The 14,131-nt window shown below is 45.6% G+C and carries 10 protein-coding genes; 5 read left to right on the forward strand and 5 right to left on the reverse strand.

Annotated elements, in window-relative coordinates; all coding sequences use genetic code 11:
- Positions 1–502 precede the first annotated feature (502 nt).
- The 4 genes from AB6E52_RS18575 to hemN all read left to right on the forward strand — a co-directional run bounded on the left by AB6E52_RS18575 (position 503) and on the right by hemN (position 3,868).
- A complete protein-coding gene (locus tag AB6E52_RS18575; RefSeq protein ID WP_019826511.1) occupies positions 503–1,141 on the forward strand; it encodes a class I SAM-dependent methyltransferase in 639 nt (212 codons plus the stop codon).
- Positions 1,141–1,698, forward strand: coding sequence for a Der GTPase-activating protein YihI (gene yihI / locus AB6E52_RS18580; RefSeq protein ID WP_017060163.1), 558 nt, complete (start codon positions 1,141–1,143; stop codon positions 1,696–1,698). The genes AB6E52_RS18575 and yihI overlap by 1 nt, the downstream gene beginning before the upstream one ends.
- 6 nt (positions 1,699–1,704) lie before the next feature.
- Positions 1,705–2,193, forward strand: coding sequence for a DUF2489 domain-containing protein (locus AB6E52_RS18585; RefSeq protein ID WP_017060164.1), 489 nt, complete (start codon positions 1,705–1,707; stop codon positions 2,191–2,193).
- Between the two features lie 283 nt (positions 2,194–2,476).
- Positions 2,477–3,868, forward strand: a complete 1,392-nt coding sequence (gene hemN, locus AB6E52_RS18590) for an oxygen-independent coproporphyrinogen III oxidase (RefSeq protein WP_102320569.1) — start codon at positions 2,477–2,479, stop codon at positions 3,866–3,868.
- A gap of 83 nt (positions 3,869–3,951) precedes the next feature.
- Here the strand turns inward: hemN and AB6E52_RS18595 are convergent, their stop codons facing one another.
- The 5 genes from AB6E52_RS18595 to glnA all read right to left on the reverse strand — a co-directional run bounded on the left by AB6E52_RS18595 (position 3,952) and on the right by glnA (position 11,613).
- Positions 3,952–6,534 carry a GGDEF and EAL domain-containing protein gene (locus AB6E52_RS18595; RefSeq protein ID WP_102320570.1) on the reverse strand — a complete coding sequence of 861 codons (2,583 nt, stop codon included), beginning with the start codon at positions 6,532–6,534 and terminating at the stop codon, positions 3,952–3,954.
- 108 nt (positions 6,535–6,642) lie between these two features.
- A complete protein-coding gene (glnG, locus tag AB6E52_RS18600) occupies positions 6,643–8,046 on the reverse strand; it encodes a nitrogen regulation protein NR(I) (RefSeq protein WP_017059224.1) in 1,404 nt (467 codons plus the stop codon).
- Positions 8,047–8,167: 121 nt separating this feature from the next.
- Positions 8,168–9,244 carry a nitrogen regulation protein NR(II) gene (gene glnL, locus AB6E52_RS18605; protein WP_019826501.1) on the reverse strand — a complete coding sequence of 359 codons (1,077 nt, stop codon included), beginning with the start codon at positions 9,242–9,244 and terminating at the stop codon, positions 8,168–8,170.
- A 168-nt stretch (positions 9,245–9,412) separates the two neighbouring features.
- Positions 9,413–9,976, reverse strand: coding sequence for a DUF4124 domain-containing protein (locus AB6E52_RS18610; RefSeq protein ID WP_102320571.1), 564 nt, complete (start codon positions 9,974–9,976; stop codon positions 9,413–9,415).
- A gap of 227 nt (positions 9,977–10,203) precedes the next feature.
- The gene (glnA, locus tag AB6E52_RS18615; RefSeq protein ID WP_017059221.1) at positions 10,204–11,613 is read right to left on the reverse strand and encodes a glutamate--ammonia ligase; all 1,410 of its coding nucleotides are present in this window, start codon (positions 11,611–11,613) and stop codon (positions 10,204–10,206) included.
- Positions 11,614–12,175: 562 nt separating this feature from the next.
- Here glnA and typA point away from each other — a divergent pair.
- Positions 12,176–14,011, forward strand: coding sequence for a translational GTPase TypA (gene typA / locus AB6E52_RS18620; RefSeq protein WP_017059220.1), 1,836 nt, complete (start codon positions 12,176–12,178; stop codon positions 14,009–14,011).
- The last annotated feature ends 120 nt before the right edge of the window (positions 14,012–14,131 follow it).

The following is a 14,131-nucleotide window of genomic DNA, read 5'->3' on the forward strand; positions in this document are numbered from 1 at the left end:
CAAGATACGCCCCGATCAGAAATGGTTGGGGCGTTTTCTTTTGTATTACTATTGTCTATGAGTGCCGTGTTCATATCTTATTTATCAATACGAGCTCAATTTGTGTACAAAAGTGTGAAGTCGCACTCTTGTAGTCTTTTTGTAACAAGGTAAAGTACCCGTCATCAGCTAGGAGCTGACTTAGATACGGATGGTCATCTAGTCTAACGGTATAGACAGAAACGGATCAGGCTAGGACAGCCCAGTAACAAGGTGTTAGAAAAGGATAGCCAAAACTCATCAGGACGATGAACAAAAAACAAATTTGGCATGGAAAGCACCAATAACAAATGGAGATTTGTGTACCAAGTTGAGTATGCAAATTTTGGCCGATATAGGCAGATTTAGAGAGCGATAGGTTTTCCTATCGCTTTTTTTATTGATTTGATGAAAAAACACCCAATACCTCTCCACTATAAACTCAGTTTCTGGTATGTTTCGCATCCCTGTTTAAGGATGTGCTATGTATACTTGTCCCTTATGCCATCACCAAGGCGTGAATCACTATTTTGAAGACAAACGCAGAGCCTATCTGCAGTGTCAGCAATGTGAACTGGTATTTGTTAAACCTGAACAAAGGTTAGAAGCAAAAGAAGAAAAAGCACACTATGATCTCCATGAGAACGATCCTAGTGATGCAGGCTATCGCCGCTTTTTATCTCGCATCGCGGATCCACTAACAGACAAAATTTCATCTAACTCACAAGGGTTGGATTTTGGTTGTGGCCCAGGCCCTACGCTATCTATTATGTTAGAAGAAGCCGGACACACCATGGAGTTGTACGATATCTATTACCACCCAGAACCCTCTGTGTTGGAAAAAACGTATGACTTTATGACTGCCACGGAGGTGATAGAGCATCTTTATCACCCAGACAAAGTGTGGCAGCAATGGTTGAATTTAGTTAAACCCAAGGGCTGGATTGGTCTTATGACTAAACTAGTAATAGACGTAGACGCGTTTGCTGGTTGGCACTACAAGAATGACCCGACACATGTCGTCTTCTTTAGTCGTCAAACATTCCAGTTTTTGGCAGAGCGGGATAAGCTCGAACTAGAATTTTTTGGAAATGATGTAATTTTACTGAGGAAAGTGCAGTAATGGGTCGTAGTAAGAAATCAAGAAAGCCGGGAGCACTTGGCGCTCCGGAGCCTATGGTTACTCGTAACCGTAGTGAATCTGATGTTGAAGGTCGTGAACGTAAGCGTGTTAAAAAGCGTAAAGGCCTGAAGTCTGGCAGCCGTCATTCAGATGGTAGCGAAGCAAAACAGCGTAAAGCTGCACAAGCTCGTGACCCTCGTTTAGGCAGCAAGAAAAAAATTCCGCTGATCGTTGAACCAGCGAAGAAGCCGACTAAACAAGAGCGCAAGCTATCTAACGAACAAGAGTTAGAGATGCTTGAGAATGATGCTCAACTGAACACACTGCTAGATCGTATCGAAAATGGTGAAAACCTAGGTGCTGGTCTACAGAAGTTTGTTGATGAGAAACTTGATCGTATCGAACACCTAATGGGCCGCTTAGGTCTACTAGAGCCAGAAGACGATGAAGAAGAGATCTTCGAAGAAGCACCGGTTGCATCTAAGAAGAAAGCGAGCTCTGACGAAGACTTGCTATCTCAATTCGAAGATTTCGATTTAGACAGCTTTAAAGGTTAATAGCCAATGAACGTAACCTTATTAGCAATTGCTGGTGGAATTATCATTCTCGGCTTGGGCTCTTACGCAGGTTACCTTCTACTTCAAGTGAAGAAGCAGACGGAGTTGCAAAAGCAGCATCAAGCACTAGCCATTGAAAAACGTAACGCGACGATTTACGAAAACGTAAATACTTTGTGCTTAGCGGGTATTCAAGGGCAATGTGACTTACCTGAGATCAGTATCCGAGTGTGTATCATTATGGATAATGTTCAGGGTGATGAGCGTGTCGATTTTGATTCTGAGTATCCTGCTCTTTCTGAGCTGTACCATATCGTAAAAGATATGGCGCGCGGAGAGGCAAGACAGGAACTGACGAAGAAAGAACGCATGCAGCAGAATCTCACGCGCCATAAGGCAGAGACTCGCTTGAATGATGCGGTCATTGAAGATCTGAAAAGGTTGCAAGAGAAGGTTAAACCTCTCAACAACCAAATCAACATTCAGATGATCTAGTCGCTAAGACTTTTAAAATAGAGGCTTGTTTAATACAGGGTGTTCTAGAGACACCTTATCTTTAGAGATAGTGTTAAATGAGCCTTCTTACCTTTTGCGTCTCGTTAATCCCGACGCTTTGTTAGTGATCAAGCTAGCAGTTCTGAGTTTTTGTCTAAAAAATTGATTTTGTCTTGGAACGACCTTACAGGTCGTGTGGCAAAATAACCCGTCTATATTTTAATGTATGTAAAATGATTTGAGAGACCTTAGGTTCTCGCGGATCTAAATTGGAAATACCGCTATGTCGAGCAAGCCAGTAACAACGAATCAGCAAATCGTTTGGGATCAAGAGATCTTAAACAAGTACAACTATTCGGGACCTCGTTACACCTCATACCCAACTGCGTTGGAGTTTCATGAAGCGTTTACCGTCGCTGATTACGACATGGCGTGTACTCAATATCCTGAGCGTCCACTCTCTCTTTACGTGCATATCCCGTTCTGCCACAAGCTTTGTTACTACTGTGGTTGTAATAAAGTCATTACTCGTCACTCGCATAAAGCGGATGAGTATCTTGATGTGATTGAACATGAAATCCGCCAACGCGCCTCTTTATTGAATGGTCGTGAAGTGACGCAATTGCACTTCGGTGGTGGCACGCCAACGTTCTTGACTAAGACACAAATCACTCGCTTGATGATGATTCTGCGTGATGAGTTTAACTTCACCGCTGACGCTGAAATTAGTATCGAAGTTGACCCGCGTGAGATTGAACTAGACGTACTCGACCACCTACGTAACGAAGGCTTTAACCGCCTGAGTATTGGTGTTCAAGACTTCAATAAAGAAGTACAGAAGCTGGTTAACCGTGAGCAAGATGAAGAGTTCATCATTGCAATGGTTCAACGTGCCAAAGAATTAGGCTTCCGCTCAACTAACCTTGATTTGATTTACGGCCTACCAAAGCAGACTCAAGCTTTGTTCGCTGAAACATTGAAACAAGTGCTAGAGATGAAACCAGGTCGTTTATCGGTATTTAACTACGCACACATGCCTCAGCTGTTTGCGGCGCAGCGTAAGATTAAAGACGAAGACCTACCTGAAGCGAAAGAGAAAATGGCGATCTTGCAAGATACCATCGAGACGCTAACGGGGGCGGGTTACCAGTTCATCGGTATGGACCACTTCGCTCAACCTGAAGATGAACTAGCGGTTGCACAGCGTGAAGGTATTCTGCATCGTAACTTCCAAGGCTACACGACCCAAGGTGAAGCTGACCTAATTGGCTTCGGTGTTTCTGCTATCTCTATGGTCGGTGATGCTTACGCTCAAAACCAGAAAGAGCTGAAGAAGTACTACGCTCAGGTGAATGACCTGCGCCATGCACTTTGGAAAGGCGTGGCACTAGACAGTGACGACCTTCTACGTCGTGAAGTGATCAAGCAGCTTATCTGTAACTTTAAGCTTGATAAAACGATGATCGAATCTGAGTTCTCGGTTAACTTTAATCGCTACTTCAAAGAAGATTTAGAGCTTCTACAAACCTTCATCAACGATGATTTGGTTGAAGTCGATGACAAAGAAATCCGTGTTACTCTGCGTGGCCGCTTGCTGATCCGTAACATTTGTATGTGTTTTGATAAATACCTACGTGCAAAGGCTCGCCAGCAGCAGTTCTCTCGCGTTATCTAATCGCTCGACAGAGAATAGAACAATAAAAAATGCCAGCATTATGCTGGCATTTTTGTATCTGACTCATTCGATTTCTGCCTGACTTAGGTGAGACTCTCAGTAGTATTTTGTTTGACCTTGGCACTTTGCTTGGAGTTGATGAGGTCGGTAGGCCATTGGTCAAACGGCACTGGGCGACTGTATAAGAAGCCTTGAGCCAGCGGGCACTGCAGTTGCTTGAGAAGTTCAGCCTGTTGCTGCGTTTCAACGCCTTCTGCCACCAAGCTTACTTTGAAACCTTTAGTGATGTTAACGATAGCCGCGACGATGGAGCTGTCGAGGTTCTCTTTGTTGAGCTTGCTAACGAAGCTACGATCGATCTTCAGGCAATCAAATGGCAGCTTTTGCAGATAGGCTAGGGAAGAGTAGCCAGTACCAAAATCATCAATTGCGATTGAGACCCCTAACGCTTTGAGCGTCAGCATGTTATCGATGATGGTCGGATCATTGTCGACGATGCGTGATTCGGTGATCTCTAGTGTCAGGTTGCTTGCTGGCAGCTTGGTGTCTCGCAGCGTGCCTTTTACTTGTTCCACAAAGCCACTTTCGCTTAGTTGATCGACCGATAGATTAACGTGAATCGAGAAGTCTTTGCTCCACTTTCCTGACTCAATCGCGATGGCAGTATCTCGACAGGACTTATGCAGAATTTGTTTTCCGATATCGTAAATGAGACCACTCTCTTCCGCGAGAGGAATGAATTCGAGTGGCGAGATCACCCCTTCATTGGTCATCCAGCGAGCTAAAGCTTCAGCACCAATGGTCGAGCCGGATTCCAGATCAATAATAGGCTGATAAAACGGTTCGAACTGTTGAAGCTCAATTGCTCGGCTCATTCGCGCTAGCATCTTGGTGCGATGTCTCGATGCTTTGCCCATCTCCGGGCTGTAAATGCTGACACTGGTTTTGTCTTGTTTCGCGTTGCTCAATGCAATGCTGCTATTGCGTAGCAGGAGTGTAATGTCGTAGAGATTCGAGACATTCACTATCCCCATCGATACCTTAATCACCACGCTTTCTGATTCCATTGAAAATGGGGAAGCGAAGGTTTGAAGTAAGCGGTTAGTCAGCAGCTGAACATCATCGCTTTGCGTTACGTTTGGCGCGTAGATGGCAAACTCATCACCACCAGTTCGAGCCAATAGGTATTCGGATGGCAGTGTGCCTCTTAAACGAGCAGCCGCAATGATAAGCAGTTGGTCACCATTGTAATGACCTAGGCTGTCATTGATGTCTCGGAAGCGATCAATACCAATCAAATACAGCGTGCCTTTTTCGTTGTCAGGGTGTTTCTTGGCCGCATCAATAAAGCCTTCACGGCTGTATAGTTTGGTTAATGAGTCATAGGTAAGCTGAGACTGCAATGCGTGAAACGAGGCCTTTAAGTTGTTGGCCATTTCATTGAACGACTCCACCAACATGCTGGTTTCATAGATATGCCCCGTCTTTGGCATGCTCGTGTCCCAATCGCCTTTAGCAAGGCGTTTGGCTGCATCTGCTGTCGAGGTGATGGGTTGGGTTACGCGATTAAAGGCAACTAATCCTGCAATGACCCCAAGGCAACTCAGTGCTAGCCCGAGCAACCAACTGTTTCTTTGATTTTCTGGTAATTCACCGAGCAGGTTGCTTTCAGGAATCGACACTCCAATAAACCACGTGAGGCCGTGTTCATCTTCGTAAGGGGTGATTTGGTTAAAGTAGCGTTCGTTGTCTAGGCTAAAGTTAAAGCGCTGCTCGCCCAAGTTATCGATTAGGTGGAATTGGTCTACGTAACTGGCGCTTTCACGTATTACGGGGTTAGCACTCTCTGTTGCCAGTAAGCGTTGGCCTTTGTTGGTTTTTCCTGTTCCCCATGAAACGACACTGCCTCCACCTGAGTGAGCGACCAAACGTTGCTGTTTATCGATGATGTAAACAGAGGCATCCGTTCTATCTTTGAGCTTTCTGAGAAACGCATTGAAGGTATTGATCTTGATGTCGCTGACGACGACGGCTTTGAATTCGTTATCATCATAGATAGGCGCGAGAGCAGATAAGGTGATTTCTTGGCGTTCGTCAGCATTGGCATAAATTGGTGACCATAACGGTTTTTTCTGTGTCGCAACGGGTGTGTACCAAGGACGGATTCTAGGATCGTAACCTGAAATTACCGATCGAATGTCTTCACTAATCTTGCTGCCACGGTAAATGACCAACTGATCATTGGTGCGTTCGTCTTGCACCATCAAGGTGTAGCCTTTGTTGGCTTCTTTGCGAAAACCGACGTAGTTACCATCTTCAGAACCAAAGCCGATCACATCGAGTTGAGGTACAGCAGTGTAATGGTCTGAAAACGTATAAAAAATATAGTCTTGGACCTTGCTGAGATTACCCGCTTGATAAAGGTGGTGGTAGCCGATGTTATGGCTGAGCGAGAGGTTGGCGTGAAATGGCTTCTCTAAAAAATTAGACAGGCTTTGATGAACATTGTCAGTAAGTGATGTTAGTTGGCGTGCACTAACATCACTCACCATCTCTTTGTAGCTTAGCTTTTGAGTGAAAACCATTACGCCCATAGTGAACAGAAAAATCATCACGAATGGCAGAACCACTGCGGTTCTCAAAGTAATTTGTGTTTTCAAAGACATCTTTAGCTACAACTTTGGTGAATAGTGTACTGTAATTGTACCGACACTATTCAAACCAAGCGACACTTTTTTGGTTAAAAAGTAGCTGCATCGAGAGTCATATAAGGTCTAGTACAGTTCTTTGAGTTTACGAGTTAGGGTGTTTCTTCCCCATCCCAAAACCTTAGCTGCATCCTGTTTATGACCATTAGTATGGTGGAGTGCAGCCTCTAGCAGTATACGTTCAAACTCTGGCAGAGCATAAGTCAGCAGCTCTTTTTCTCCTGAATCAAGCGCACACTTTGCCCAATTAGCGAGCAGCTGTTGCCAGTTATCTCCAGTTCCTGAGGTTGTCACCACCTTTTCTTCCAACAGCTCTGGTGGCAGGTCCGAAGGAAGAATTTCGCTGCCGCTCGCCATCACGGTAAGCCAGCGACAAATGTTCTCAAGCTGACGCACGTTACCCGGCCAATTGAGCTGGTTGAGCTTCAAAATGGTCTCAGGATGTAGCGTCTTCACTTCAACACCGAGCTCTTCGGCGGCGGATGCTAGGAAGTGATGAGTCAGCTTTTCAATGTCTTGTTTACGTTCACGAAGTGCCGGTATATGGATTCGGATAACGTTGAGTCGATGGAAAAGGTCCTCACGAAAGTCGCCTTCATGTACCAATCGTTCAAGATCTTGGTGGGTTGCGGCAACGATACGAACGTCAACCTTAACCGCAGAGTGTCCACCCACGCGATAAAATTGGCCATCAGAAAGTACACGTAGCAAGCGAGTCTGAATATCGAGTGGCATGTCGCCGATTTCATCAAGAAACAGGGTGCCGCCGTTGGCTTGTTCGAAGCGTCCTTGGCGAACACTGTTAGCACCGGTAAAAGCACCTTTTTCGTGTCCAAACAGTTCAGACTCGATCAGATCTTTAGGGATTGCTGCCATGTTTAAGGCAATGAAGGGCTTTTTGGCTCTTGGGCTGTGACGGTGCAGCGCGTGCGCGACCAATTCTTTACCGGTACCCGATTCACCATTGATCAGCACGGATATGGATGAGCGAGACAAACGGCCAATCGCTCTGAAAACCTCCTGCATTGCCGGTGCTTCACCGATGATTTCTGGCGCGTTGGTGTCTTCAGCGACTTCGCTGGCTTGTTCGCGTTTCTGTTCTTGGCTGTGCGCGATTGCTCGTTCGACTAGAGTCAGTGTTTCATCAATATCGAACGGCTTTGGTAAATATTCAAAGGCGCCTTTTTGATAAGCATTCACCGCCGCATCAAGGTCTGAGTGCGCGGTCATAATGATCACGGGCAGGTCGGGAGAGCGCTGGTGAACCTGGTGTAACAACTCAATCCCGTCAATGCCAGGCATGCGAATATCAGACACCAATACATCAGGTGTCTCGCGCTCAAGCGCAAGTAGTACGCTCTCAGCATCAGCAAATGTTTCACACTTAATATCCGCAGATGAAAGTGTTTTCTCTACTACCCAGCGGATAGAGCTGTCGTCATCGACGACCCAAACGTATCCCTTACTCATAATTCAATTCCTTTGCAGCCAAATCTATTGTGATAATCATTGTTGTTTTTATGATGTCTTAATCTTTGTGTTACCGAGTTAAGCCTTTCATCTCGCTGTTCAATAGCGAGGCTCTTGTGACCTAAATCGGTAGGTAAATCGTGAATGTGGTGTTGCCCGGCCAGCTTTCAACATCAATTTTCCCATTGTGTTGATCGATCAGGTTTTGAGAAATCGATAGCCCCAGCCCTGTTCCACCTTCTCGTCCGCTGACCATGGGGTAAAACAAGGTGTCTTTTAAATCATCGGGGATGCCCGGACCGTTATCGCTGATCTCAATACGAGCCGCGAGTTTGTGTCGCTGCCCGTGAATATTTGCTTGATGCACCGTTCTGGTGCGAATGGTGATTTTGCCAGAATCTTGAGTCTTTAGAATCTGCGCTGCATTGCTCACGATATTGAGCATCGCTTGCTCAACCTGTGCCGAATCCATCAAGATGTCCGGTAGGCTAGGGTCGTAATCCCTTTCGATGGCGAGCGTTGAACCCGATTCGAGCTCTACGAGCTGTCTGACTTTCTCAAGTATCTGGTGAAGGTTCTCTTCTGATTTAGTCCCCGGCTTCTGTGGGCCAAGCAGACGGTCGACTAATGCTCTTAAGCGGTCGGCTTGCTCAATAATGATCTGTGTATATTCATTAAGAGACTGATCAGGAAGCATTTTCCCAAGTAACTGCGCCGCACCTCTTAAGCCACCGAGTGGATTTTTGATCTCATGAGCTAACCCGCGTACCAACAGCTTAGCCGCTTGTTGTTGTGCATGTTGGTTGAGCTCTTGGCTAAGGCGTCTTTGTTGGTCTATCTTGCGCATCTCAACCAATAACAGCGTCTCTCGCTGCCAAGATATTGGGCTAACCGTGACTTCAAGCATCAGTGGGCGGTTATCAACAACGAAGGTAACGTCACTGTCGGTAATGCTCTGGCCACTTTGTAGCGGTTGCGTCAGAAGCGCCAAATCAAGTGAAGCGTGTTGGATAAGTTGGCTCAGTGGATGATCAACGATGCGTCGTGCGCTCTGTGAAAAGAGCTGCTCAGCCGCCGGATTGGCGTATCGGACATACAGTTGCTCATCGAGCATCAATGTCGAAGTCACCATATTGTCGAGAATGGCGCTGGAAAGATGATGTGTATCTATGCTGTCGCTTTTGGCTGATCGATTCACTATTTCGTCCTTGAACTGGTGTTTTTCTCACTGCACCAAATTGGTGCGTAGCTAAGTTCAAGTATGGCGCATATCAACCAGAAGCTAAAGATAATTCATTAGAGTCGCTGAAAGCTGCTTCGATTAGGTGAAAAGTAGAGGTTATTTGGACTCTTTTAACACATTGGCCTACTTGAGCGTCGCTCGATGTAAATACACGGTGACTGGACTAGTAGATGCAATAAGCTTGCCGCTTCTATGTGCTTGAATTGCAATGGTGTGAGTACCTCGATCGATACCTTTTAATTCCCAAACAGGTTGGGTCTGTGGGGCGCCATAACGACGGCCATCAAGTATCAATTGTAATTGCTCCCCGATACCAAGCTTTCGGTTGAGCTCTATCTGAATCGGGATTAAGCCGCGATTACTACGAATGGTTTGATCATGAACTGGAGTCAACATGGTGAGGGCCAATTGAGTGGGAACCTCGCGCTCTGTGGTTTCGGTTTCTGCCTGGGTTTTAGCTGGTGTTTTAGTTGTAGAGGAAGCAGCGGTGTCAACCGGAGTCGAGGCCTCAAATTTAGGGGCGGGTGCTAAAGCTTGCACATCTGGCAGGCGAAGAGCCTCGGCATCTTGAGCGCTAGGGTTATCACTAAAGTGGAGCACGCCATCTTCATCTACCCAGGTATATACCGTTTGAGCAGAGCACGAGAGCGCGACTGTTAACCCGATCAGGAACAGTATGTTTTTCATATTTTTAGCCTCTTTTCACCGCTAGGTGGTTTCACGTTTTGGCGTTGGTTTTGTTATTGGTTTTTTTGAATTTAGCACGACAGCCTCTGAGGGCTTTTGTCTAAGGTATGGTACGAGGAGGGGAGCGTCGAGAGAATATAAAAAAGGCCCGCCTGCGAGGCGAGCCTAATATTTAGTCAGCGATTCTTACAAGGTTGCAGTAAGAAATGGCTTATCTCTACAGGAGATTAAACTGAGTAGTACAGTTCAAACTCAAGTGGGTGTGTAGCCATGTTCACGCGTTGTACGTCGTCAGATTTCAGAGTGATGTAAGAATCGATGAAATCGTCAGAGAATACGCCGCCAGCTGTTAGGAACTCACGGTCTTCGCTAAGCGCTGCTAGAGCTTCTTGTAGAGATTCTGCAACTGTTGGGATTTCAGCTGCTTCTTCTGCAGGAAGGTCGTATAGATCTTTATCCATAGCTTCGCCTGGGTGAATCTTGTTCTTGATGCCGTCAAGGCCAGCCATAAGCATTGCTGAGTAGCATAGGTATGGGTTAGCTGCTGGGTCACCAAAACGTAGCTCGATACGACGTGCTTTAGGGCTTGGTACTACTGGGATACGGATAGAAGCAGAACGGTTACGTGCTGAGTAAGCAAGCATTACAGGTGCTTCGAAACCAGGTACAAGACGCTTGTACGAGTTAGTTGATGGGTTAGCAAACGCGTTGATTGCACGAGCGTGCTTGATTACACCACCGATGTAGTAAAGAGCCATTTCAGATAGGCCGCCGTACTTATCACCAGCAAACAGGTTAACGCCGTCTTTTGCTAGAGATTGGTGAACGTGCATACCAGAACCGTTGTCACCAACTAGTGGCTTAGGCATGAATGTCGCTGTTTTACCAAATGCGTGAGCAACGTTGTGTACAACGTACTTGTAGATTTGAGTTTCATCAGCTTTCGCTGTTAGCGTGTTGAAGCGAGTAGCGATTTCGTTTTGACCCGCAGTTGCTACTTCATGGTGGTGAGCTTCAACAACTAGGCCCATCTCTTCCATTACTAGACACATTGCTGAACGGATGTCTTGAGATGAATCTACTGGAGCTACTGGGAAGTAACCGCCTTTAACGCCAGGACGGTGACCTTTGTTACCGCCTTCGAAGTCAGAACCTGTGTTCCAAGCTGCTTCTACGTCATCGATCTTGAAGAAAGAACCAGACATGTCGTTTGAGAACTTAACGTCGTCAAATAGGAAGAATTCTGGCTCTGGACCAACTAGAACTGTGTCTGCGATACCTGTAGAACGTAGGTACTCTTCAGAACGTTTAGCGATAGAGCGTGGGTCACGGTCGTAGCCTTGCATTGTTGCAGGCTCTAGGATGTCACAACGGATGTTTAGCGTTGCGTCTTCTGTGAATGGGTCCAGTACAGCAGATGCTGCGTCTGGCATCATTACCATGTCAGATTCGTTAATGCCTTTCCAACCAGCTACTGAAGAGCCGTCAAACATTTTGCCTTCTTCGAAGAAGTCTGCATCAACTTGGTGAGAAGGAATAGAGATATGCTGCTCTTTACCTTTTGTATCAGTAAAACGTAAGTCGATAAATTTAACTTCGTTCTCTTGGATCAGGGATAGTACATTTTCTACTGACATCTTGGATAACCTCCAGTGTTATTAATTCGGTATTAGCTCGATTCGGTTGAAACTAGCATTGATTAATGTCTATAAGTGCATTAATCGATGCTGATTTATCTACTGCCAAAAACGTGCCAAAAAAATTATTCCATTAATTTCAATGATTTACTTGTTTTGCGATTTTTCTTAATCTGGTTTTTGCACCAAAATGATCTCTAGTTGCACTTTATTGGTGCAACTGTTTGTCTGTGCACCAATATGAGACATAAGCGAGCACCATTCAGCAATGAATTGCCTAAGTTGTCAATCCACTTTTGTTATTTTGCGGGAGATTTGGCTCGCCACTCGTAGGTGATACTTTTTTAGAGTCCTACGAATTTGGCTGCTCAACACTGTACTGAATCAAAGTTAAGCGGATATGAATCGCTAATAAAGAAAAAAGCCTTGGTTCAGATCACATATTTCTGGGTTTTTGTCTAGAATCTGGTATATTATTGACCGTTTTTTAAATCAAGCTAGCGGTTATTATCCAAACTTTTGAGATAAGTGACGGCTACTTTTATGAGTGAATCGAGAATCCATGTCTACTCCACAGATTGATAAGTTAAGAAATATCGCGATCATCGCGCACGTTGACCACGGTAAAACGACTTTGGTTGATAAACTGCTACAACAGTCAGGCACTCTTGAGTCTCGTGGTGAAGCTGAAGAGCGTGTCATGGATTCGAATGACATCGAAAAAGAGCGTGGCATTACCATTCTTGCTAAGAACACAGCAATCAACTGGAATGATTACCGCATCAACATCGTAGATACTCCGGGACACGCGGACTTCGGTGGTGAAGTTGAGCGTATCATGTCTATGGTTGACTCTGTTCTGCTTATCGTTGACGCAGTTGATGGCCCAATGCCTCAAACTCGTTTCGTAACGCAAAAAGCATTCGCACACGGTCTTAAGCCAATCGTTGTAATCAACAAGATTGACCGCCCAGGCGCTCGTCCTGATTGGGTTATGGATCAAGTATTCGACCTTTTCGACAACCTAGGTGCTACTGATGAGCAACTAGACTTCACAGTTGTTTACGCTTCAGCTCTAAACGGCTGGGCAACAATGACTGAAGGCGAAACTGGCGAGAACATGGAGCCATTGTTCCAAGCTGTTGTTGATACAGTAGACGCGCCTGCAGTTGACCTTGACGGTCCACTACAAATGCAAATTTCGCAACTTGATTACAGCTCTTACGTAGGTGTTATCGGTGTTGCTCGTGTTACTCGTGGTTCTGTTAAACCAAACCAACAAGTAACTATCGTCAATGCAGAAGGCAAAAAACGTAACGGTAAAGTAGGTACAGTTCTTGGTTACCTAGGTCTTGACCGTCACGAAGTTGAGCAAGCTAACGCTGGCGACATCATTGCAATCACTGGTCTTGGTGAGCTGAAAATTTCAGACACTATCTGTGACGTAAACAATGTTGAAGCAATGACTCCGCTTTCTGTTGATGAACCAACAGTAACAATGACGTTCCAAGTAAACACTTCTCCGTTCGCGGGTAAAGAAGGTAAGTTCGTTACTTCACGTAACATCCTTGAGCGTCTAGAGAAAGAACTAGTACACAACGTTGCACTACGTGTTGAAGAAACTGATAACCCAGATCGTTTCCGTGTTTCAGGTCGTGGTGAACTTCACCTATCTATCCTGATCGAAAACATGCGTCGTGAAGGTTTCGAGCTAGCTGTATCTCGTCCAGAAGTTATCATCAAGAAAGACGAAGATGGCAACCTAACTGAACCGTTTGAAACTGTGACTATCGACGTGCTTGAAGAGCACCAAGGTGGCATCATGGAAAACATCGGTCTACGTAAAGGTGAGCTAACTGATATGTCTCCAGATGGCAAAGGCCGTGTTCGCATGGACTTCATGATGCCTTCTCGTGGTCTTATCGGTTTCCAAACTGAGTTCCTAACTCTAACGTCTGGTTCTGGTCTTCTTTACCACTCATTTGATCACTACGGTCCTCACAAAGGCGGCGTAATCGGTCAACGTAACAACGGTGTTCTAATCTCGAACGCAACTGGTAAAGCTCTGACTTACGCACTATTTAACCTACAAGAACGTGGTCGTCTATTTGCTGAGCACGCGGATGAAGTATACGAAGGTCAAATCATCGGTATTCACAACCGTTCAAACGACCTAACAGTAAACTGTCTGAAAGGTAAGCAGCTAACGAACGTTCGTGCATCTGGTACTGATGAAGCACAGGTTCTTTCGCCACCTATCCGTCACACTCTAGAGCAAGCTCTTGAGTTCATCGACGAAGACGAACTAGTAGAAGTAACGCCAGTAAGCATTCGTATCCGTAAGAAGCTTCTTACTGAAAACGAACGTAAGCGTGCAGCACGTCCAGCTAAGGCTTAATTGCCAGCTGACTAGCTTCTAGCTAAGTAGATAAGAAAGCCCCGAGTAGCCTAGCTGCTCGGGGCTTTTGTTGTGCGCCGAGCATGGCGTTGATCTAGGAGGTGAAAGTCCTCTACGGGC

Origin of the sequence: Vibrio sp. 10N.247.311.13, from assembly GCF_041467595.1 — a bacterium.
Lineage (GTDB): Bacteria > Pseudomonadota > Gammaproteobacteria > Enterobacterales > Vibrionaceae > Vibrio > Vibrio crassostreae_C.